Source organism: Pseudoxanthomonas sp. 22568, from assembly GCF_052044485.1.
In the GTDB taxonomy this organism is placed as follows: Bacteria; Pseudomonadota; Gammaproteobacteria; order Xanthomonadales; family Xanthomonadaceae; genus Pseudoxanthomonas_A; species Pseudoxanthomonas_A beigongshangi.
In genome coordinates, this window is the sequence record NZ_JBQENC010000011.1 from 85097 (window position 1) to 105527 (window position 20431).

Annotated in this window: 19 protein-coding genes; 11 read left to right on the top strand and 8 right to left on the bottom strand. The window is 68.1% G+C overall.

What is annotated here, in order from left to right:
• The first annotated feature begins 133 nt into the window (after window positions 1-133).
• The 3 genes from ACTJI2_RS14565 (at window position 134) to ACTJI2_RS14575 (ending at window position 2739) form a co-directional block, all read left to right on the top strand.
• Complete coding sequence (locus ACTJI2_RS14565; RefSeq protein WP_440842550.1) at window positions 134-781, top strand: TonB family protein; 648 nt, start codon at window positions 134-136, stop codon at window positions 779-781.
• A gap of 57 nt (window positions 782-838) precedes the next feature.
• Window positions 839-1720: an energy transducer TonB gene (locus tag ACTJI2_RS14570; protein ID WP_440842551.1), complete on the top strand. Its 882-nt coding sequence runs from the start codon at window positions 839-841 to the stop codon at window positions 1718-1720.
• A 143-nt stretch (window positions 1721-1863) separates the two neighbouring features.
• A complete protein-coding gene (locus tag ACTJI2_RS14575; protein WP_440842552.1) occupies window positions 1864-2739 on the top strand; it encodes an energy transducer TonB in 876 nt (291 codons plus the stop codon).
• 104 nt (window positions 2740-2843) lie between these two features.
• Here the strand turns inward: ACTJI2_RS14575 and ACTJI2_RS14580 are convergent, their stop codons facing one another.
• From ACTJI2_RS14580 to trxA, 4 genes are all read right to left on the bottom strand, one after another.
• Complete coding sequence (locus ACTJI2_RS14580; protein ID WP_440842553.1) at window positions 2844-3842, bottom strand: cyclase family protein; 999 nt, start codon at window positions 3840-3842, stop codon at window positions 2844-2846.
• A gap of 116 nt (window positions 3843-3958) precedes the next feature.
• Complete coding sequence (locus tag ACTJI2_RS14585; RefSeq protein ID WP_318287991.1) at window positions 3959-4867, bottom strand: LysR family transcriptional regulator; 909 nt, start codon at window positions 4865-4867, stop codon at window positions 3959-3961.
• Window positions 4868-4940: 73 nt separating this feature from the next.
• Window positions 4941-6626 (bottom strand): transcription termination factor Rho, encoded by a 1686-nt coding sequence (rho, locus tag ACTJI2_RS14590; RefSeq protein WP_183639615.1) that lies wholly within the window; start codon window positions 6624-6626, stop codon window positions 4941-4943.
• Between the two features lie 192 nt (window positions 6627-6818).
• The gene (trxA, locus tag ACTJI2_RS14595; RefSeq protein WP_141455103.1) at window positions 6819-7160 is read right to left on the bottom strand and encodes a thioredoxin TrxA; all 342 of its coding nucleotides are present in this window, start codon (window positions 7158-7160) and stop codon (window positions 6819-6821) included.
• Window positions 7161-7385: 225 nt separating this feature from the next.
• Between trxA and rhlB the strand changes: the two genes are divergently transcribed.
• The 5 genes from rhlB (at window position 7386) to ung (ending at window position 12493) form a co-directional block, all read left to right on the top strand.
• Window positions 7386-9077, top strand: a complete 1692-nt coding sequence (rhlB, locus tag ACTJI2_RS14600; protein WP_218533420.1) for an ATP-dependent RNA helicase RhlB — start codon at window positions 7386-7388, stop codon at window positions 9075-9077.
• Between the two features lie 90 nt (window positions 9078-9167).
• Window positions 9168-9854 (top strand): cell division ATP-binding protein FtsE, encoded by a 687-nt coding sequence (ftsE, locus tag ACTJI2_RS14605; RefSeq protein ID WP_141455105.1) that lies wholly within the window; start codon window positions 9168-9170, stop codon window positions 9852-9854.
• Window positions 9851-10792, top strand: a complete 942-nt coding sequence (gene ftsX, locus ACTJI2_RS14610) for a permease-like cell division protein FtsX (protein WP_192199462.1) — start codon at window positions 9851-9853, stop codon at window positions 10790-10792. Before ftsE ends, ftsX begins: the two co-directional genes overlap by 4 nt.
• Window positions 10793-10801: 9 nt before the next feature.
• Window positions 10802-11629, top strand: a complete 828-nt coding sequence (locus ACTJI2_RS14615; protein WP_183639612.1) for a response regulator — start codon at window positions 10802-10804, stop codon at window positions 11627-11629.
• 141 nt (window positions 11630-11770) lie between these two features.
• The gene (gene ung / locus ACTJI2_RS14620; RefSeq protein WP_192199463.1) at window positions 11771-12493 is read left to right on the top strand and encodes a uracil-DNA glycosylase; all 723 of its coding nucleotides are present in this window, start codon (window positions 11771-11773) and stop codon (window positions 12491-12493) included.
• An 82-nt stretch (window positions 12494-12575) separates the two neighbouring features.
• Here ung and ACTJI2_RS14625 read toward each other — a convergent pair whose 3' ends face one another.
• Window positions 12576-13130: a DUF2059 domain-containing protein gene (locus ACTJI2_RS14625; RefSeq protein ID WP_183639610.1), complete on the bottom strand. Its 555-nt coding sequence runs from the start codon at window positions 13128-13130 to the stop codon at window positions 12576-12578.
• A 127-nt stretch (window positions 13131-13257) separates the two neighbouring features.
• Here ACTJI2_RS14625 and arfB point away from each other — a divergent pair, with 127 nt between their 5' ends.
• Complete coding sequence (arfB, locus tag ACTJI2_RS14630; protein WP_183639609.1) at window positions 13258-13692, top strand: alternative ribosome rescue aminoacyl-tRNA hydrolase ArfB; 435 nt, start codon at window positions 13258-13260, stop codon at window positions 13690-13692.
• A 46-nt stretch (window positions 13693-13738) separates the two neighbouring features.
• Window positions 13739-14299: a lysophospholipid acyltransferase family protein gene (locus ACTJI2_RS14635; RefSeq protein ID WP_203323790.1), complete on the top strand. Its 561-nt coding sequence runs from the start codon at window positions 13739-13741 to the stop codon at window positions 14297-14299.
• 94 nt (window positions 14300-14393) lie between these two features.
• Here the strand turns inward: ACTJI2_RS14635 and ACTJI2_RS14640 are convergent, their stop codons facing one another.
• The 3 genes from ACTJI2_RS14640 to ACTJI2_RS14650 all read right to left on the bottom strand — a co-directional run bounded on the left by ACTJI2_RS14640 (window position 14394) and on the right by ACTJI2_RS14650 (window position 19218).
• Window positions 14394-17477 (bottom strand): TonB-dependent receptor, encoded by a 3084-nt coding sequence (locus tag ACTJI2_RS14640; RefSeq protein ID WP_318287987.1) that lies wholly within the window; start codon window positions 17475-17477, stop codon window positions 14394-14396.
• A gap of 87 nt (window positions 17478-17564) precedes the next feature.
• Complete coding sequence (locus ACTJI2_RS14645) at window positions 17565-18653, bottom strand: FecR family protein (protein ID WP_183639607.1); 1089 nt, start codon at window positions 18651-18653, stop codon at window positions 17565-17567.
• Window positions 18631-19218: an RNA polymerase sigma factor gene (locus ACTJI2_RS14650; protein ID WP_183639606.1), complete on the bottom strand. Its 588-nt coding sequence runs from the start codon at window positions 19216-19218 to the stop codon at window positions 18631-18633. The genes ACTJI2_RS14645 and ACTJI2_RS14650 overlap by 23 nt, the downstream gene beginning before the upstream one ends.
• 125 nt (window positions 19219-19343) lie before the next feature.
• Here ACTJI2_RS14650 and ACTJI2_RS14655 point away from each other — a divergent pair, with 125 nt between their 5' ends.
• A complete protein-coding gene (locus tag ACTJI2_RS14655) occupies window positions 19344-20411 on the top strand; it encodes a cyanophycinase (RefSeq protein ID WP_440842554.1) in 1068 nt (355 codons plus the stop codon).
• Window positions 20412-20431: the final 20 nt, after the last annotated feature.

Sequence of the window (20431 nt, forward strand, 5' to 3'; positions counted from 1 at the left end):
TGGATGGGATGGGGGAAGAAGGATGAAGCGATGGGGTTTTCCGCGGCGACGTGGCCGGATACTGACAGCGGCCTTGTTGATGGCCTGCACCTGCGTCGCATCGGCGGCCCATCCCGGGGAGCAGGAATTGTTGATGTTCCAGACCCGGGCCGCGGTGAGCATCGACGCGATGGGGCGTCCCACGGATATCCAGCTTCCGGAGCAGCTACCGGAGGTGGTGGCGTCCTTTGTCCGCAACCAGATCACGCAGTGGCGATTCGTCCCGCCCGATGTCGATGGACAGCCGCGCGCAGGCAAGACCTACCTGACCCTGGGCGTATGCGCCGCACCGGTGTCTGAAGGCTATCAACTGGCGATCGACTACAAGGGCGCCGGGCCGGGCGCGTGGCGACCGGATGGGAGGTCGCCGCCGCCGCAATACCCGGTCGAAGCGGTGAAGCAACAGGCCGGCGGCAGTGGGCTGGTGCAGTTCGTGGTGGAACCCGACGGTAGTGCCACGCTGGAAACGGTCGAGTTCAAGCCGGCACGCAGCCGGCGCCTGTTCCAGCAGGCCATCGAGGATTGGGTGGAGCAGCTGCGTTTCATGCCGGAAGAAGTGGACGGAAAGCCGGTCCGGACGCGAATGAGGATGCCCTTGCACTTCGAACGCCGCTTGCGCGGGACAGTGGCGGCGAACGCGAAGGTCGACAAGCCCGAATGCATGGCCCTGATGAAACAGGGCGATGATCAGCGTCCGGTGGCATTGGATTCGCCTTTCAGGCGACTGGAAGGAGGAGGCTGATTCGTCATGGGGGATATGCAGGCGTCGGTGTCGGACGAATAGCGGAGGAGCAATGTCATGATCATGGAAATGCGCGGAATGGGCCGATGGCTGGCGATCGCATTGCTGCTCGGTATCGCCTGCACGGCGGTTGCCGGCATCAAGGAAGTCCGCGCGCAGGTCGAGGCCAGCATGCTGGTGACCGGCGCGGTCATCATCGAGCCGGACGGCACGGTGGCGAAACTGGATCTCGATCAGCGCGAGAAACTGCCACCGGCCGTAGCCGGCCTGATCGACAAGGCTGCTGCGAGCTGGAAGTTCGAACCGATCCTGGTCGATGGCGTCGGGCGCCGCGGCAAGGCGCGGATGAGCTTGCGGGTGGTGGCCAACAAGCTGCCGAATGGCGACTTCCAGGTGGCGCTGCGCGGCGGCCATTTCGGCGACGAGGCGATCAGTCCGGAAGAGCGCCAGAAGCGCAATGACTCCGTGCGGAGCGTCAAGCTCTTGCCGCCCGCCTATCCGGGAGGCGTGGCGCGCGCGGGCGCACAGGGCACCGTGTATCTGGTGGTCAAGGTGGCGCGCGATGGCACGGTTGCGGATGTGATCGCCGAACAGGTCAATCTGGGCTTTGTCGGCAACGAGCGATTGATGCAGCAGGCCCGTGACGCGTTCTCCGAATCGGCCCTGGCGGTGGCGAAGAAATGGATCTTCCGGCCGCCAACGGAAGGCGCGGAGGCGGCGGCGCCGTTCTGGCTGGTGCGGGTGCCCGTGGATTACAAGATGCCCGAGAAGAAAGCGCCGGGCTACGGCCGGTGGGAGGTCTATGTTCCGGGCCCCCGCCAGAGTGCGCCGTGGATGCAATCGGAGCATGGCGGGGACGACGCTCCGGACGCCATGGTGGCCGGCGGCGTCTACGAGATCGGCAAGGGCCGGCGCCTGCTCACGCCGCTGTCGGGCTGAGTATTGCCTGGCCCTGGACGCGGAGACGCTCCGTTAGCCGAGGCGTTCGCGCAATTTCCCGTGGCCTGCGGGAATGTCAATGTTAATTGAAGGCGGTTTCCTCGCCCGCTAGGCTCGATGGCGGATCATTCGAGGAACTTGCGATGAAAGGAACATTGGCAATCGCACGCGCTTGCCTGTGCGTCGCGGCGCTGCTGATCAGCGGCGCCGCCAGTGCGGAGTTGAGCATCAAGGAGATCAGGAAGCAGACCGAGGCCAGCATGCTGGTGACCGGCTGGGTGATCATTGAAGCCGATGGCGCGGTTGGCCGGCTCGATATCGATCAGCGGGAGAAGTTGCCGGCAGCGGTCGCGGAGTTGATCGACAAAGCCTCGGGCGGATGGAAGTTCGAACCCATCGTGATTGACGGCAATCCTCAGCGTGGCAAGGCGAGGATGAGTTTGCGCGTGGTGGCCAACCGGCTTGAGGATGGCAACTACCGGGTTACGCTGACCGGTGGCCATTTCGGCGACGAAGCGGATCCGGAAAAGCTCCGGCAGCGCGCCGACTCGGTTCGCAGCATCCAGATGACGCCGCCACGTTTTCCGGAGAATGCCGTGCGCATGGGCGCGCGCGGCAGCGTGTACCTGGTGATCAAGGTGGAGCGGGACGGTTCGGTCGGCGAAGTGCTTGCCGAGCAGGTCAACCTGGGCACCGTCGGCAACGAGCGCCAGATGCGGCAGATGCGCAAATGGCTTTCGGAAGCGGCGCTGACGGCGGCCAGGCGCTGGCGATTCCAGCCGCCCACAGAAGGCGACACCGCCAATGCCCCGTTCTGGCAGGTGCGCGTACCGGTGGACTTCCTCTTCTGGGGCGAAAAGCTACCCGGCTACGGCGAATGGCGTGCCTACATTCCCGGGCCTCGCCAGAGCGCGCCCTGGATGGAGCAGGACGATGCGTGCGCCCCGGATGCGCTGGTGGCCGGCGAAGTCTACGAGGTCGGCAAGGGTCGCCGCCTACTGACGCCGCTGTCCGGTTGAGCGCCAGGGCTTCCTCCGGTTTCCTGTTCTACAGAAACGCCCCGCTGCGCGGGGCGTTTCTGTAGGCGTGATGACATCCGGAGGAACGGTTCCGGACGCGACCGTCACTTGAGCGGCAGTGCGATCGGTCGCAACGGCGCCGCATCGCCACCCCGGATCTTCAGCGGGCCGCCGATGAAGGCGAACTCGTAGACCTTGTCACGCGAGAGTTCGTCCAGGGCGATCAGCTCGATGATCGGCACGCCCTGTTCGGCCAGCAGGTAGGTGTGCAGCGGAACGTAGGCGTCGGGTTCCTGCGAGGGAAAAGTCTCGAAGCTCAGGTTGTCGGCGCCGACCACCATCGCTCCGCCGTCCTCGACCAGGTAGCGCGCCGCGTCCAGGCTCATGCCTGGAGGATTGGCCATGTAGGCATCCGGCTGGTCGAACAGGCGCATCCGGCCGGTGCGGATCAGCACGACGTCGCCGCGCTGCAGTTTCACCTTCTGCTTCGCCAGCGCCGCCTGCAGGTCGGCGCGGGTGATGCGGTACTGATCCGCCAGCATTTCCACGCCCTTGGCCGCGGCGACGTCGATCAGCACGCCGCGGGCGATCAGGTTCGGGAACTTCTCGATGCCGGCCTTGCGCCAGCCGCGATCGCCCAGGTGTTCGTCGGCACTGAAGCCATTCCAGATCCGCCCGTGCAGGCCGAAATGGTTGAGCGCGTCGATGTGGGTGCCGGTGTGGCTGTACATCGAGAACGCGGTGCCGGTGTAGCTGGTGCTGGCGTTGAGCGGGTCGCCCACGCCCATCGGATCGTCGACGGCGGTGCCGCGCGGCGTATGGGTCATCCAGAACTGGTAGTGCGGATCGCCCGCGCCCTGCCAGCTGGGCATGCCGATGTAGTAATCGGTGGCCAGGTCATAGGCGCGACGGCCATCGACGCGCGACAGGATCGCGGCGCGGGACTCGGGCGTGATCAGGTTGAGCCGGCCGATTTCGTCACCGGGACCCCAGGGGCTGGTGCCGACCTCGCCGGCATGGCCGTTCGCGGCGGCGGACAGGGAAGCGGCCAGCAGCGCGGACAGGGCCAGATGACGCAGGGGACGGGGAAGGGAAGCACTCATGTTGCGGGAATCCTTGTGGAGCGGGCGCCTGGAACAGGCGGCCCGGGGATTCCCAGCTTGAGCGCGTGGCCGGCGGCGAAAAATGCCTCGCGGGTGCGGACAGTTTTCGCTGCCGGTTACGAATCGGTTTCCAGCAGGGGCGGCAGCGCCTGGGCGAGGAAATCGACGAAGACCTGCACCTTGGGCGGCAGGTGCCGCGTGGTGGGATAGATCGCATACACCTGCCGGGGCGGATAACCGCAGGCCGGCAGGATGCGCCGCAGACGGCCGGAGGCGATGGCCGGCGCGGCCAGGAACGAAGGCAGCGCGCCGATGCCGAGGCCGACGCACAGCAGATCGCGCAGCATCAGGCTGTTGTTGACGACGGTGCGCGCCGGCGGCAGCGCCACCCGCGTCATTCCTTCGGGGCCCTGCAATTGCCAACTGTCGGGCGTGTCGGCCAAGGCGTAGGCGAGCACATCGTGCTGGAGCAGCTCGGACGGCGTGCCCGGCACGCCGCGCCGCTGCAGATAGTCCGGCGAAGCGCACAGCATCTGCTGGATCGTGCCGAGCCGGCGCGCGATCAACGAGGAATCCTCCAGCGTGCTGCGCACGCGCAGGGACACGTCGAAGCCGGTGCCGATCACGTCGAGCACGCGATCGTCCAGCGCCAGATCCAGCTTCAGCCGCGGATGCCGGGCCAGGAAATCCCCGAGCAGCGGCGACAGCACGGCCAGGCCGAACGAGGTTGGTGCGTTGACCCGCAAGCGGCCCTCGACCTGGCCGGCCTGCGCGCGCAGCGCGTGCTCGACTCGATCCATTTCGTCCAGCAGCCGGCTGCATTCGGCGAAGTAGGCCTGCCCGGCGTCGGTCAGGCTCATCCGGCGGGTGGTCCGCTGCAGCAACACCGCGCCCAGGTGTTCCTCCAGTTGCCGGATCTGCTTGCTCAGGCCGGCCGCGGACGCGCCCAGATCCTCGGCCGCGCGGGCGAAGCCGCCCAGTTCGACAACCCGCCGGAAGGCGCGCATCGCGTTGAGTTGATCCATGGCGGTATCGGAGGAAAGCGAAGCCGGAAATGGAAACGCCGGCGTGGGCCGGCGTTTCCGTCTTGCGGTTGGTTCAGCGCTTCATCGAAGCGAAGAACTCGTCGTTGGACTTGGTGTTCTTCATCTTGTCCAGCAGGAACTCCATCGCGGCGATTTCGTCCATCGGATGGAGCAGCTTGCGCAGGATCCAGATCTTCTGCAGCAGTTCCGGCTCGATCAGCAGGTCCTCGCGGCGGGTGCCGGAGCGGTTGATGTCGATGGCCGGGTAGACGCGCTTCTCGGTGATGCGGCGGTTCAGGTGCACTTCGCTGTTGCCGGTGCCCTTGAACTCTTCGTAGATCACCTCGTCCATCTTGCTGCCGGTTTCGACCAGCGCGGTGGCGATGATGGTCAGCGAGCCGCCTTCCTCGACGTTGCGCGCGGCGCCGAAGAAGCGCTTCGGACGATGCAGGGCGTTGGCGTCCACGCCACCGGTCAGCACCTTGCCGGAGCTGGGCACGACGTTGTTGTAGGCGCGGGCCAGGCGGGTGATCGAGTCGAGCATGATCACCACGTCCTTCTTGTGCTCGACCAGGCGCTTGGCGCGCTCGATCACCATCTCGGCGACCTGCACGTGGCGGGCGGCGGGCTCGTCGAAGGTCGACGACACCACTTCACCGCGCACGGTGCGCTGCATCTCGGTGACTTCTTCCGGACGCTCGTCCACCAGCAGCACGATCAGGTGCACGTCCGGGTGGTTGGTGGTGATGGCGGTGGCGATCTGCTGCATCATGATCGTCTTGCCGGCCTTGGGCGGCGACACGATCAGCGCGCGCTGGCCCTTGCCCTGCGGCGCCATCAGGTCGAGGATGCGGCCGGCGATGTCTTCCGACGAACCGTTGCCACGCTCCAGGGTGAAGCGGCGACGCGGGAACAGCGGGGTCAGGTTCTCGAACAGCACCTTGTTCTTCGACGCTTCCAGCGGCTCGCCGTTGATGGTGTCGATGGTCGACAGCGCGAAGTAGCGCTCGCCGTCCTTCGGGAAGCGGATGCGGCCGGACAGGTGGTCGCCGGTGCGCAGGTTGAAGCGGCGGATCTGGCTGGGGCTGATGTAGACGTCGTCCGGGCCGGCCAGGTAGCTGGCCTCGGCCGCGCGCAGGAAGCCGAAGCCGTCCGGCAGGATTTCCAGCACGCCGTCGGCGGCCACGCCTTCGCCGTGGCGGGTCAGCACCTTCAGCAGGGCGAAGATGACGTCCTGCTTGCGGGCGCGGGCCACGCCTTCCTGGATGTTCAGCTGCTCGGCGATTTCCAGCAGCTTGGGCGCCGGCATACGCTTGAGGTCGCCCAGCGAGTACTGCGGGAAGCCGTCCGGGACGCTCGGCATCTGGCGCGGGACGTAATTCTCGTTGCCGCCGTTGCCGTCGCCGGGCATGCCGTCGTTGTAGCGGTCGCGGCCGCGCTCGCGGTCACGGCGGTTGCGGAAGCGGTCGCGGCGGTTGTTGTTGTTGTTGAAGCGGTTGCCGTCGCGCTGGTCGCGCGGCTCGCCATCCCCCTGGCCCTGCTGCTGGCCGCCGCCGGTGTCGGCGGCGCCTTCCGGCTGGGCGGGCGCGGCGGCGCGCGGCGCTTCGACGGCAGGAGCCGGAGCGGGCGGCGGGGGCGCGGGGGCCGGCGCTTCGGCCGGAGGAGCCGCGCTGGCGGCTTCGGGGGCGGATTTGGCGACGCGCGGCTTACGCACGCGCTTCTCGGCGGGGGCGCCGGTTTCGTTGCTGCTGTCGGACAAAGTGCGATTCCTCGCTATGGCGAGCGCCGGCTCGAACGCGCGGCGGCGGGTGAAGGAGTGTGGGTGACTCAGAAGGGTGCGGCGCAGAAAAGGCGCCGGATGTGCGGACACTAGCACCGCGCTGCGGCGACGGCAAGCGCCGGGCCGCAGCGGGTTCGCACGGGTTCAGCCGGGGCGCCCGGCCGGACCGGCTCAGGCGGTCTGGGCGCCGAGCGTCTTGTCGATCATCTGGGTCAGCTGACCCTTGCCGACCGCGCCGACCTGGGTCGCCTGGACCTGGCCGTCCTTGAACAGCAGCAGCAGCGGGATGTTGCGGACGTGGTACTTGATGGCGGTGGCGCGGTTCTCGTCCACGTTGAGCTTGACCACCTTCAGGCGGCCGTCATAAGTCTCGGCCAGTTCGTCCAGGACCGGGGCGATCATCTTGCACGGACCGCACCATTCGGCCCAGAAATCGACCAGGACCGGTTCACCGGATTGCAGAACGGCGGCCTCGAAATCGGCGTCGCCGACATGGGTTACTTTTTCGCTCACTGGGTTCTCCTGCGGAGCCGCGGCGGGCCGCGGACGGATGGGAGGCCGGGGACGGCCACCTCTTTGGGGTAAACTGGGGCGTTCCGCGGCCAGATCAAGTCATTCCTGGCGGCCGCGCGATCCGGCTTTGGGGGCGCAGTTTGCGACGCCGCCGACGGCGATGCAAGCACGAGCAGTCCCTATATCAGTCGCGCCAACGGAACACTGCGGCGCAAAGAAGAAAGCATGAGCGACAAACCTTTAACCGACATTACTTTTACCTCGTTCGACCTGCATCCGGCCCTCCTGGCCGGGTTGGAGAACGCCGGTTTTTCACGCTGCACCCCCATTCAGGCGCTCACCCTGCCGGTGGCGCTGGCCGGACGCGATGTCGCCGGCCAGGCCCAGACCGGCACCGGCAAGACCCTGGCGTTCCTGGTGGCGGTGATGAATCGCCTGCTGTCGCGGCCGGCCCTGGCCGAGCGCAAGCCGGAAGACCCGCGCGCGCTGATCCTGGCGCCGACCCGCGAGCTGGCCATCCAGATCCACAAGGACGCGGTGAAGTTCGGCGCCGACCTGGGCCTGCGCTTCGCGCTGGTGTACGGCGGCGTGGACTACGACAAGCAGCGTGAGCTGCTGCAGCAGGGCGTGGACGTGATCATCGCCACCCCCGGCCGCCTGATCGACTACGTCAAGCAGCACAAGGTCGTCTCCCTGCACGCCTGCGAGGTCTGCGTGCTGGACGAGGCCGACCGCATGTTTGACCTGGGCTTCATCAAGGACATCCGGTTCCTGCTGCGGCGGATGCCGATCCGCACCGAGCGCCAGACCCTGCTGTTCAGCGCCACCCTCAGCCATCGCGTGCTGGAGCTGGCCTACGAGCACATGAACGAGCCCGAGAAGCTGGTGGTGGAGGCCGAGACGGTCACCGCCGCGCGGGTGCGCCAGCGCATGTACTTCCCGGCCGACGAGGAGAAGATCCCGCTGCTGCTGGGCCTGCTGTCGCGCAGCGAAGGCGCGCGCACCATGGTGTTCGTCAACACCAAGGCGTTCGTCGAGCGGGTCGCGCGCGCGCTGGAGCGCGCCGGCTACCGGGTCGGCGTGCTGTCCGGCGACGTCCCGCAGAAGAAGCGCGAGACCTTGCTCAACCGCTTCCAGAAGGGCCAGCTGGAAATCCTGGTCGCCACCGACGTGGCCGCGCGTGGCCTGCACATCGACGGCGTCTCGCACGTCTACAACTACGACCTGCCGTTCGATGCCGAGGACTACGTCCACCGCATCGGCCGCACCGCCCGCCTGGGCGCGGAAGGCGACGCGATCAGCTTCGCCTGCGAGCGCTACGCGATGTCTCTGCCCGATATCGAGGCGTACATCGAGCAGAAGATTCCGGTCGAAGCGGTCTCCGCCGAACTGCTGACCGCGCTGCCGCGTCCCGAACGCGCGCCGGTGGAAGGCGGCGAGGGCGAGGAAGGCGAGAGCATCGGCCAGATCTTCCGCGAGGCGCGCGAACAGCGCAGCGCCGAGGAACAGCGCCGTGGCGGTGGTGGCCGCCGCAGCGGTGGCGGCAGTGGCAGTGGCGGTGGGCGTGGCCGGGGTGAACGCCGCGAAGGCGGGCAGGGCGAACGCAAGCCGCGCAGCCCGCGTCCGCCGCGTGCGGACAACCCGGCCGCCACGCCGGCACCCGCCGAGCGCCCGCTGCGTCCCGAGGGCGAGCGCGCCCCGCATCCGGAGCGCGCCGAGGGCGAACGCGGTCCGCGCAAGCGCCGCCGCCGCCGTCATGGCCGTCCGGTGGAGAACGCCGACGCCGGCATCGCCGCGTCCACGTCCGCGCCTGCCGCTGGCAAGCCCGCCGCGAACGCGCCCGTCGCCGGCAAGCACGACAAGCCGTCGTTCTTCAGCCGCCTGGGCCGCAAGTTGAAGTCGCTGGTCGGCGGCTGACGCCGACCCGGTGCCCGGCATCGCCTCCGCGTCGATGCCGGCGCCACGCGGGCATCGCTTCCGCGTTGGGCGCTCCGGCATAATCGCCGCATGAGCGTGCTTCGATTCGAAAACGTCAGCAAGCAGTATCCCGGCGGGCACACCGCCCTGTCGGAGGTCAGCTTCGAAGTGGCCGAGGGCGAGATGCTGTTCGTCACCGGCCATTCCGGCGCCGGCAAGAGCACGCTGCTCAAGCTGATCCACCTGAGCGAACGGCCGAGCCGCGGCGCGGTGGTGTTCGCCGGCCGCAACCTGCTGAAGGTGCGCGGCGGACGCATACCGCTGCATCGCCGCGAGGTCGGCGCGGTCCACCAGGACCATCGCCTGCTGACCGATCGCACGATCATGGAGAACGTCTCGCTGCCGCTGATCCTGCGCGGCGAGCGGCGCGCCGACGTGCAGAAGCGGGTCCGCGAAGTGCTCGCCCGGCTCGGCCTGGGCCATCGCGAGAAGGCGCTGCCGACCCAGCTGTCGGCCGGTGAACAACAGCGCGTGGGCATTGCCCGGGCGATCGTCGCCGAGCCCAAGCTGCTGGTAGCCGACGAACCGACCGGCAATCTCGATCCGACCCTGGCCGCGGAAATCATGGAACTGTTCGCCTCCATGCCCGAACGCGGCACCAGCGTGCTGGTGGTGAGCCACGATCTGGCCCTGCTCAAGCGCATGCGCAAGCGCGTGCTGGTGCTGGACCACGGCCAGCTGGTCGACGACATCTCGCCCGCGGATCTGGCCGAATGAACGACAGCAACCGCTTCTCGCGTCCGCGCTCGGGCTTCGGCATCTGGCTGGACCAGCATCTCTACAGCTTCGTCTCCAGCCTGGGCCGGCTGGTGCGGCGGCCGTGGGCCACCCTGCTCACCATCGGGGTGATGGCGGTGGCGTTCGTGCTGCCACTGGGCCTGTGGCTGGCGTTGACCAATGTCGAGCAGTTCGCCGGCGATGTCAGTGAATCGCGCGGCATCGACGTTTTCCTCAAGCTCGACGTGCCGGAGCCGCGCGCGCGGGTGCTGGCGGTCCAGCTGGGCGGCCGCGCCGACGTGGCCAAGGTGGAATTGCGCACGCCCGAGCAGGGGCTGGCCGAGTTTCGCGAGCGCAGCGGCCTGGGCGCCAGCCTGGACGCGCTGGAGGGCAATCCGCTGCCGACCCTGCTGCAGGTGACCCCGCGCGGCGACGAGACCGGGCTGGTGGCGATGCTCGAACGCCTGCCCGAAGCCGATCTGATCCAGCACGACGCGCAATGGCGCGACCGCCTGCGCGGCTGGCTCGGTTTCGGCGAACGCCTGGTCTGGGTGCTGGCCGCGCTGTTCGGTATCGGCGCGCTGCTGGTGGTCGGCAATACGGTCCGGCTGGACATCCAGTCGCGGCGCGAGGAAATCGGCGTGCTGCAGCTGCTGGGCGCCAGCGACGGCTTCATCCGCCGTCCCTTCATCTACCTGGGCGCCTGGTACGGGCTGGTCGCCGGCGCCCTGGCGCTGGGCCTGCTGGTGGCCGCCGGCGCCGCCCTGCAGCCTTCGCTGACCGCGCTGGCGCAGAGCTACGGCAGCCGCTTCGCCCTGGCCGGACTGGATCCGTTGCGCGCCGTCGCCGTGCTGGCCGGGGCAACAGTGATCGGCTGGCTGGGCGCATGGCTGGTGACCGGACACTTCTTGCGGCAGACTCGCCCGACCACCACCTGACCCGCCCGCATGTCCGACGCGCTCCGGCACCTCATCAGCGACGCCCCCCGGGTGATGGTGGTCGACGGTTCCAAGCTGGTGCGCAAGCTCATCGCCGACGTGCTCGAACGGGACCTGCCCGGCGTCAACGTGATCGGCTGCGCCAGCCTCGCCGAGGCACGCAGGGCGCTGGCCGAGGGCGAGATCCACCTGGTCACCACCGCGCTTGCGCTGCGTGACGGTGACGGCATGGAAATCGCGCGCAGCGTGCGCGAAGCGTCCGGCCAGGCCTACGTGCCGGTGATCGTGGTGTCCGGCGACGCCCAGCAGCACCTGGAAGAACGCCGCTTCAACGAATACGTCACCGACTATTTCGACAAGTCGCTGGGACACGAGGCGCTGGCCGCCTTCATCCGCGGCTACGTGCAGCCCGAGCCGATTCCCGGTGCGACCATCCTGTACGTGGAAGACAGCCGGGTGGTCGCGGAGACCACCAAGCGCATGCTGGAACGGCAATCGCTCAACGTGGTGCACGTGCTGCGCGCCGAGGATGCCTTCGCCCTGCTCACCGCCGAATCGCTCGGCCTTTCGACCCACCGCTTCGACCTGGTACTGACCGACGTGACCCTGAAGGGCGAACTCAGCGGCCGCGACGTGGTGCAGCGGATCCGCATCGACTTCGCCTACGGCAAGCGCCGCCTGCCCATCCTGGTGATGACCGGCGACAGCAATCGCGACAACCAGGCCGTGCTGCTGCAGGCCGGTGCGAATGATCTGGTGCTCAAACCGATCGAGGAACGTCTGCTGGTCACCAAGGTGTTGTTCCAGCTGCGGTTGGCGCGGATGGAAGGGCGTTGAATTGCCGGGAATGGAGAATCGGGAGTAGGGAATCGTAAAAGCGAAGAAAGCGGATTGGCCGGATGGCGGCTAAGCTTGTCCCGATTCCCGATTCCCGATTCCCGATTCCCGATTCCCGATTCCCGATTCCCGATTCCCGATATGTCCGACCCCGACCGCATCAAGCTCGAACCCTCCTGGAAACAGCATGTCGGCGACTGGTTGCTGCGGCCGGAGATGCAGGCGCTGTCGGAGTTCCTGCGCCAGCGCAAGGCGGCCGGGGCGCGCATCTATCCGCCGGGTCCGCAGATTTTCTCCGCGTTCGAGGCGACGCCGTTCGACGCCGCCAAGGTGGTGATCCTGGGCCAGGATCCGTATCACGGGCCGGGGCAGGCGCATGGGTTGTGCTTCTCGGTGCGTCCGGGCGTGCCGGTGCCACCGTCGCTGGTCAACATCTACAAGGAAATCCAGAGCGATCTGGGCATCGCGCCACCGGATCACGGCTGCCTGCTGCCGTGGGCGCGGCAGGGCGTGCTGCTGCTCAACGCGGTGCTGACGGTGGAGGAGTCACGCGCGGGCGCCCATCAGGGCAAGGGCTGGGAAGGCTTCACCGATCACGTCATCGAGACCCTGGCGCGCGAGCGCGAAGGCCTGGTGTTCCTGCTGTGGGGCAGCTATGCGCAGGCCAAGGGCAAGGTCATCGACGCGCGCCGGCACCGCGTGCTGCGCGCGCCGCATCCCTCGCCGCTGTCGGCGCACCGGGGCTTCCTTGGCTGCGGCCACTTCTCCGCGGCCAACCGTTACCTGCAGGAGCGCGGCCAGGCCCCGATCGACTGGCGCCTGCCCCCGCTCGCGCAGCTCCCCCCGGATCCCCTGCTGGCGTAGAGCGGAGCTTGCTCCGCTGGCGGGATATCTGGATGTTCGCGTTGCCCAGGGCGTCGCGCAGCGGAGCAAGCTCCGCTCTACGTCAGCGCTTTTTCTTGCGTCGCGGCTGCGACGGGGTGACCGGCGGGGCGGGTACCGGAGCCGGGGTGACGTTCTGGATCTCGGCCTGCAGCTCTTCCATCATCGGGACCATCTTCTGCTGGATGGCGCCCATCAGGTTCTGCATCAGCGCGGGCGTCTTGTCGAGCAGGCTGCGGCCGGCCGGGCTCTCGTAGAACTTGGTGATCGCGCGCACGTCCTCGCGGGTGAAGGTCTTCTTGTAGACATCCACGTACAGCGGCCGCATTTCCTGCCAGGACAGTGCCTTGCGCATGATCTCGTTGGTCTTGGCCATGATCCGGTCGGCTTCGGCGCGCTGCTCCGCGGTCAGCTCCTTGCCGGCCATCAGCTGGTCGAATTGCTGCCGCTGCATGGTTTCCATCTGCGGGATGATCGCGTTGAGCATGCTCTCGGCACGCGAGGCCTGCAGCAGTTTCTCGATGTCCGCATCCGAAGGTTCCGCCGCCCAGGCGGTGCCGGCCCCCAGCGCCAGCCCCGCGATCATGACCAGGCGCGAAAACAGCGGCATCTTCTTCATCGGGCGTCCATACGGAAAACAGAGGGTCTGCATGGTGCCGAGGCGGAAGTAAACGAGGCGTTAAATCACGTGCGCCGGCCGGCCCGCTGTCATGCGGGCGGTACGCGACCTCCACTACAATCCGCGCATGGGGAGCGGACGACTCGACATCACGCCCACGCTGGCGATTCCGGACGACGAACTGGTGGAACGGTTCGTGCGCGCCAGCGGCGCGGGCGGGCAGAACGTCAACAAGGTGGCCACCGCGGTCGAACTGCGGTTCGACGTGGCGCGGTCGCCGTCGTTGCCCGAACCCCTGCGCGAACGCCTGCTGGCCCGCCGCGACCGGCGCCTGACCGACGAGGGCGTGCTGGTCATCGACGCCCAGCGTTTCCGCACCCAGGATCGCAACCGGCAGGACGCCCGCGAGCGCCTGGCCGCGTTCATCGCCGCGGCGATGCACGTGCCCCGGCCCCGCATCGCCACCAAGCCATCGCGCGCGGCCAAGGCCCGGCGCCTGGACGCCAAGCGCGAGCGCAGCGAAGTCAAGCGCGGCCGTTCGCAGAAGAGCCATTGGGAGTAATCGATTGAGCGACGCCCAGGACGTCATCCCCGCCATTCCGCCGAACATGCCGCAGGTGCCGCCCAACCGGTTCACCCGCTGGATGGGGCGCACCTTCCTGCGCACCTTCGGCTGGAAGGTGGTGGGTACGTTGCCGGACATCCCCAAGCTGGTCCTGATCGTGGCGCCGCATTCGTCCAACTGGGACGGCATCTGGGGTATGGCGGCGAAGATCGCGATGGGCTTCAAGGTGCGCGTGCTGGGCAAGGCGCAGCTGTTCTGGTGGCCGCTCTCGCCGCTGTTGCGCAAGCTCGGCGTGGTACCGGTGGATCGCAGTTCGCCGCAGGGCACGGTGGAGCAGGCGGTGCGGATGATCCGTGAGTCGGAGCGGATGTGGTTCGCGCTGACTCCCGAGGGCACCCGCAAGCGGGTGGAGAAGTGGAAGGGCGGCTTCCTGAAGATCGCCCATCAGGCGCAGGTGCCGATCCTGATGGCCTATTTCCATTACCCCGAAAAAACCATCGGCATTGGCGATGTCTATTACCCCACCGGCGATGCCGAGGTCGACATGGCCGCGATCCGCGCCTGGTACCGGCCCTGGCAGGGGAAGAACCGCGGGACGGTGTGATGGCCCGCGGATGACGCGTCCGCCGGAATGAACCCGAAAGAAAACCCGCCGTGAGGCGGGTTTTCCTTGTTGCGATCCGGAACCGGTGGCTGGCTTACAGCGCCGATCCGCCCAGCTTCCAGGTGAACTGCAGGTAGTAGCTGCGGCCGAACGAATCGAACCACGAGGTGTCGTAGTACGGATAGTTCGCCCAGGTGGCGTCGCGCGGTGGCATCTTGTCGAACAGGTTGTTGATCGACAGCGAGATGCGCAGGTGATCGGTCACGTCGTAGCGCGCGCCGGCATTGAAGCGCCAGGTCGATTCTGTCCAGGCATCGTTGTTGTAGTTGGCCACGCGGCCCACGTAGTTGCCGAACAGGCTGGCCCCGAACGCGCCCTTGTCCCAGCTCACGCCGACGTTGCCCTTGTTGCGCGGCAGCGTGGTGTCCGCGAAGCTCACGTCCAGCATGTCCTCGGTCGGATCGCCCGGATACAGCTGGCGGGTGTGGCGATGGGTCCAGTTGTAGTTGGCGCGGAACACGAAGTCGCCGGCGCTGGCGGTCAACAGGCGGTAGTTGGCGGTCACGTCGACGCCCGAGGTTTCCTCCTTGGCGATGTTGATCGGGCTGAAGTGCACGCTGGTGATGAAGCCGTCCTGGTCGCGGATGACGCGCGAGAGCGCGTCCACGCAGGTGGGCGAATTGATGTCGACCGACGCGCCGGAGTCGGTCACGCCCAGGCGGCAGTCGGCCTCGGTCGAGCGCAGCAGTTCGCGGCTCTGCGTCTGCACCTGGTTGGACACCTCGATCTTGTAGTAGTCCACGGCCAGGTCGAAGTAGGACACCGGCGACCACACGAAGCCGGCGGTGAACGACTTGCTGGTTTCCACGTCCAGGTCCATGTTGCCGGTGTAGACGTCGAAGGTGTTGATGTCCCAGGTGCCGTCGTCGTAGCAGTCGCCGTCGCTGAAGCCAGGCTCGTCGGTCCGGCACTGGAAGTAGTCGGTCGACAGGGTGCGGTAGTAGTCATCGCCGGCGAACAGGTAGTGCATGTCCGGCGCCCGGAAGCCCGTGCCGTAGGAGCCGCGCACCAGCAGCGTGTCGAACGGGCGCCATTCCAGGCCGGCGCTGTAGGTGAACTTGCCCGGATTCTTGTTGCCGTATTCGTAGCGGTCATAGCGGCCGGCCAGGCTGGCCTGCAGCGAGGACAGCAGCGGCAGGCGGAATTCGCCCGCCACGCTCCAGCGATCGCGGTCGCCCTCGCCGTCGCCGTAGCGCGGGCCGTAGTAGGCGTCGGCGGTCAGCGCGTAAGGATCGGGATTGATCTCGTACGACTGCCGGCCGTACTCGATCGCGGCGGCGAAACCGACGTCGCCAGCCGGCAGGGTGAACAGCGACGGCGTGTCCAGGGTGAAGCTGAGGTTGTCGTTTTCGGCCTTCGGACGGAAGGTGGACATCGCCGCGATGCTGGCGAACTCGGCCTGGGTGAGCGGGGTGAACAGGCGCGCCGGATCCGGGCTGTAGATTGCGTAGCCGTCGGCGTCGTAACCCTGGCGTTCGCCCAGGAACAGGCGGTTGGCCGCCTCGGCCCAGATGCGCGGCATGCCCACGTCGGCCTTGTACTGCGAATGGTTGTACGCCGCTTCCCAGTTCCAGGCCTCGCCGAAAGCGCCTTGCAGGCCGGTGGTCACCGCGAGGGTTTTCTGGGTGGTGGTGTTCATGCGGTTGCGCAGGCCGCCGATTTCCTCCGGGGTGAACTGGCGCGACCAGGTCTCGTAGTGGCCGGTGACGGCGTTGTAGAACACCTTGTCGTTGTTGTCGGTCGAAGCCGGGTCGTGGAACTCCCAACCCATGACATCGCTCACCACGTCGTTGCCATTGGTGCCGGTCAGCAGCTTGACCTCCTGGCGGCCCAACTGGACATCGGCAAACCAGGACAGCGTGTCGGAGAAGCGATACTCGAACGAACCGTAAGCGTTGTAGCCCTTGCGCTCGTTCTGGATGGTGCGATACGCGATGGCGCGCTCGCTGCCGCAGTACGGCTGGCCGAAACGGTCCTCGGCCAGCACGGTGGTGCCCTGGTTGAGGCCGGCCATCGCCGCGCAACCGTCCGCCGGGGCGATGTTGACGTCGTCGTCCCAGTCATAGAGCTGCGCGGTCAGGCGCGGCAACCGGCGGCGCGAGGTCGGCGCATCCAGGGTCGAATCCTGGACGCTGCGCTCGTAGCCCCAGAGCGGGCGCTTGTTGAGGAACTCCACGCCGACGATGCCGCTGAACTCGCCGCGCTCGAAACCGGTGGTCAGGGTCAGCTTGTGCGACTCGCCGCCGCCGCGGCTGGTGTCGCCGTAGCGGTAGTCGATGGTGGTGCCGTCTGTGGACTTCTTGAGGATGAAGTTGATCACGCCGGCCATCGCGTCGGAGCCGTACACCGCCGAGGCGCTGCCGGTCAGCACTTCGATGCGATCGATCATGCCGAGCGGGATGTTGCCGATGTCGGTGAAGTTGCTGCGGCCGTTGAGAGGCAGCGGAAAGTCGGCGATGCGGCGGCCGTTGATCAGCACCAGGGTATGGTTCGGGCCAAGGCCGCGCAGGTCGACCGCCTGCGCGCCGGGAGTGGACTGGGCGCTGGTGGTGTTCTGCTGGCCCTGCACGCTGCCGCTGTTCTGGCTGAGCGAGCGCAGCACGTCCGGCACGGAGGTGAAGCCGGCGGACTGGATCTGCTCGGCGGTGACCACGGTGATCGGGGCCGGACCCTCGATCTGCGCGCGCGGGATGCGCGAACCGGTGACCTGCACGTTCTCGAGTTGGGTGACGGGCTCCTCGGCGGCCTCAGCGGACTGGCCGGTGGGAGCCGGAGTAGGGCGGGCGGCGGGCGCCGGGCGCGGCGGGGCATCCTGGCGGACGATCACCACCGCGCCGGAGGCGGCGTCGCGGCGGGCGACGTGGCCGCTGCCGCTGAGCACGCGATCCAGCGCCTGGTCGGCCGGGAGATTGCCTTGCACGCCCTGGGTGCGCAGGCCCTTGAGCTGGTCGGCGCGGTACACGAACTGGGTGCCGGATTGGCGCGCCAGCGTATCCAGCGCCGCCACCAGATCCCCGGCGGGGATGTTGACCTGCGCGGGTTTGGAATTCTGCGCCTGCGCACTCAGTGCGGCTGAACAGGCCAGGCTCAACAACAGGACACGCAACGACGACCGCATTGGATGGCTCTCCCCATGGGCGCACGGGAAGGCGCCCTTGGCTATCAGGACGAACGAGCCGGGGAAATCCCCCGCCCCCCGGACGGGTCAGAGGCTGTGCAGGACGATGCGGTCCGTACCGGTCTCGGCGCGGACCGGGAAGCCCTGCTCCAGCAGCCGCACGAACGCGTCCACGTTCGACCAGCGGAAATTGCCGCCGACCCGCAGCGCGCCGACGGCGGGATCACCCATCACGATCTTGCGCGCGTTGTAGCGGTTGAACTCGGACGCGGCCTCGGCCAGCGAGGTATCGCGGAAGGTCACGAAGCCGCTGCGCCAGTCGACCAGGCGTTCGGCGTCGGCGACCGAGCCGGTGCGCACCACCACGCCGTTGCGGCTGGCGATGGCCAGGCTGCCGGCCGGCAACAGGGTGGTCGGCTGCAGGTGGCCTTCGGCATCGGGCGAGGCTTCCAGCCGCACCGTGCCCTCGGTGACCACCACACGCAGATCGGGACCGTCCCGCCGCACCGCGAAGCGCGTGCCCACCGCCACCACCTGGCGCGGCCCGGCGCTGACCACGAACGGTCGGTGCGGATCCTTGGCGGCCTCGAAGAACGCCTCGCCGCGCTGCAGGTCGATATGCCGTTCGCGCCGCGACAGGCTGACCGCGATGCGGCTGTCGCTGCTGAGCGTGGCGCCGGAGCCATCACTCAACGGTACCCGGTTCAAGTCGCCCAGCGCGGTGGCGTAGGAGGCCTGCTCGATGACCCCGTAGAAATAGTGGTGCGCGCCCAGTCCCGCGCCAGCCAGCGCCAGCACGCCGGTGAAGGTGGCGGCCAGCAGGCGCGGCCAGCTCGCCGTGCGCTCCGGTCTGCGCGGCGCGAACACCAGCCGGGCGAGATCCGGCGGTCCGCCCGCCGAAGCCGGCGGCGCACGCGCCGGCGCAGGGCGGTCCAGCGGCGAAGCACCCCATTGTCCGCGCGGCGGCGCGGCACCCGGTGCCTGTCCGGCGCCCAGGGCGGCCAGCCGGCCGCTTTCATTCCAGGCAGATTCCAGGCGCAGGAACGCGACCCGGTGCGCGGTGGATTCGGCCAGCCACGCGTCCAGTCCGGCCTGGTCGGTTCCGGCCCACCCGTCGCTTTCGCGTCGCGCGAGCCAGGCCGCCGCGGCCTGTTCAATCTGTCTGCTGCTGGCCATGTCCCGGTTCCCTTCCTGCGTCCTGCAAGGCCTGCCGCGCGCGGGCGCGCGTTCCGCCACCGCCGTAGAAATGTTCGGCGATCAGGCGGATTCCCTTGGCGACATGCTTTTCCACGGTCTTCTCGCTGATGCCCAGGCGCGAGGCCACCTCTTTCTGTGGCAGTTCCTCGACCCGGCGCAGCCAGATGACCTCCCGGCACCGGTCCGGCAGGCGGTCGAAAGCGTCGGCCAGGCGCTTGAGCACCTGCCGGCCGCCACACCACCGTTCGGGCGATACCTCGTCTATCAAGACGTTTATCGAGTCGAAATCACCCACTGTCTCGATCGACACCACCCGGCTGCGGCGCAGCCGGTCGGTCATCAGGTGGCGCGCGGTGGCGAACAGGAACGACTTGGGCGCGGTCGGCACCGACTTGCCGGCGGCCTCGTAGACCCGCACGTACACTTCCTGGCGCAGGTCGTGGATCTCTTCCCGATGCGGCCAGCAGCGGCGCAGGAAATGCACCAGCGCCTCCTCGTGCACGAGGATTTCGCGGGCGAACCAGGCGTCGGTGGATTCGGTCATGCCACGACATTACCCCAATCCGCGCGGGCCAACGACGGCCATCGATGCTGCACAGCAGCGACGAACGGGGGAGGGGAAGCGCGTATCCGTTCGTCTTCAATGCAGGTGCCCCCTGGAGTTCCGTGATGCCGTCGACGTCGTCCCGCCGCCTGTTCCTGCAACGCTGCGCGCTGCTGATCCTGACGCTGGCCGCCGCTGTCGGCACGGCGACCGCCGGGGATGCGCCCGCCACGGACGCGTCGCGCCGCGACGGCTATCGCTACTTTGAAATCGGCGACCTCACCGCCACGCGACCCGGCGCGACCGAGGCCGGGCTGATGCTGGTCGGCGGCGGCGATTGGCCCTACGACGCCTTCCGCTGGATGATCGAAAAGGCCGGGCATGGCCGCATCGTGATCCTGCGCGCCTCCGGCACCGTCGAGGCGCAGGACGAATTCTTCAAGGACATCGGCGGCATCACCGCCGCGCAGACGCTGGTGTTCGACGATCGCCGCGCCGCCAGCGATCCGGAAGTGCTGCGCATCGTGCGCGAGGCCGACGGCATCTTCCTGGCAGGCGGGGACCAGTCCAACTACGTGCGCTTCTGGAAAGGCACGCCGCTGAACGAGGCGCTGGACGCCCACGTGCGCGCCGGCAAGCCCATCGGCGGCACCAGCGCGGGCCTGGCGATCCTGGGGGCGTTCGCCTATGGCGCGATGGACGGCGGCAGCATCGTCTCGCCGACCGCGATGACCGACCCCGCGGGGTCGGAAGTCACCCTGGTGGATGATTTCCTGCACATGCCCTACCTGCAGAACGTGATCACCGACAGCCACTTCGGCGAACGGGATCGGCTGGGCCGCCTGATCGCCTTCGTCGCCCGGCTGTCGGTCGAACAGAAGCGCACGGACCTGGCCGGTATCGGCATCGACGAATACACCGCGCTGTGCATCGACGCCGGCGGCATCGCCCGCGTCCACAGTGGCGACGGCGGCCATGTCTGGCTGGTGCGCCCGCAGCGCCAGGCCGACGTGTTCGCCGCCGGCAAGCCGCTGACCTTCCGCGACGTGCCGGTCATCGGCCTGGATACCGGCAGCACGCTGCGGTTTCCGGACTTCAGCGTCGAGCATCCGGCGTTCGAGCGCCGCATCGATGTGGTGAACGGCGTCCTGGGCGACGCCGCGCGCACCGCCTCGCTAGAATCAACCCCCTGAACCACTGCCATTCCGGAATG

What these genes read in the sequence shown, in the direction of transcription:
- ftsE (WP_141455105.1), top strand. Translation starts at nt 9,168, where the DNA reads ATGAGCGTGCTTCGATTCGAAAACGTCAGCAAGCAGTATCCCGGCGGG.
- ACTJI2_RS14575 (WP_440842552.1), top strand. Translation starts at nt 1,864, where the DNA reads ATGAAAGGAACATTGGCAATCGCACGCGCTTGCCTGTGCGTCGCGGCG.
- rhlB (WP_218533420.1), top strand. Translation starts at nt 7,386, where the DNA reads ATGAGCGACAAACCTTTAACCGACATTACTTTTACCTCGTTCGACCTG.
- ung (WP_192199463.1), top strand. Translation starts at nt 11,771, where the DNA reads ATGTCCGACCCCGACCGCATCAAGCTCGAACCCTCCTGGAAACAGCAT.
- ACTJI2_RS14615 (WP_183639612.1), top strand. Translation starts at nt 10,802, where the DNA reads ATGTCCGACGCGCTCCGGCACCTCATCAGCGACGCCCCCCGGGTGATG.
- ACTJI2_RS14645 (WP_183639607.1), bottom strand. Translation starts at nt 18,653, where the DNA reads ATGGCCAGCAGCAGACAGATTGAACAGGCCGCGGCGGCCTGGCTCGCG.
- ACTJI2_RS14580 (WP_440842553.1), bottom strand. Translation starts at nt 3,842, where the DNA reads ATGAGTGCTTCCCTTCCCCGTCCCCTGCGTCATCTGGCCCTGTCCGCG.
- ACTJI2_RS14625 (WP_183639610.1), bottom strand. Translation starts at nt 13,130, where the DNA reads ATGAAGAAGATGCCGCTGTTTTCGCGCCTGGTCATGATCGCGGGGCTG.
- ACTJI2_RS14570 (WP_440842551.1), top strand. Translation starts at nt 839, where the DNA reads ATGATCATGGAAATGCGCGGAATGGGCCGATGGCTGGCGATCGCATTG.
- ACTJI2_RS14650 (WP_183639606.1), bottom strand. Translation starts at nt 19,218, where the DNA reads ATGACCGAATCCACCGACGCCTGGTTCGCCCGCGAAATCCTCGTGCAC.
- arfB (WP_183639609.1), top strand. Translation starts at nt 13,258, where the DNA reads ATGGGGAGCGGACGACTCGACATCACGCCCACGCTGGCGATTCCGGAC.
- ACTJI2_RS14640 (WP_318287987.1), bottom strand. Translation starts at nt 17,477, where the DNA reads ATGCGGTCGTCGTTGCGTGTCCTGTTGTTGAGCCTGGCCTGTTCAGCC.
- ACTJI2_RS14585 (WP_318287991.1), bottom strand. Translation starts at nt 4,867, where the DNA reads ATGGATCAACTCAACGCGATGCGCGCCTTCCGGCGGGTTGTCGAACTG.
- ACTJI2_RS14635 (WP_203323790.1), top strand. Translation starts at nt 13,739, where the DNA reads ATGCCGCAGGTGCCGCCCAACCGGTTCACCCGCTGGATGGGGCGCACC.
- ACTJI2_RS14565 (WP_440842550.1), top strand. Translation starts at nt 134, where the DNA reads ATGTTCCAGACCCGGGCCGCGGTGAGCATCGACGCGATGGGGCGTCCC.
- ACTJI2_RS14655 (WP_440842554.1), top strand. Translation starts at nt 19,344, where the DNA reads ATGCCGTCGACGTCGTCCCGCCGCCTGTTCCTGCAACGCTGCGCGCTG.
- ftsX (WP_192199462.1), top strand. Translation starts at nt 9,851, where the DNA reads ATGAACGACAGCAACCGCTTCTCGCGTCCGCGCTCGGGCTTCGGCATC.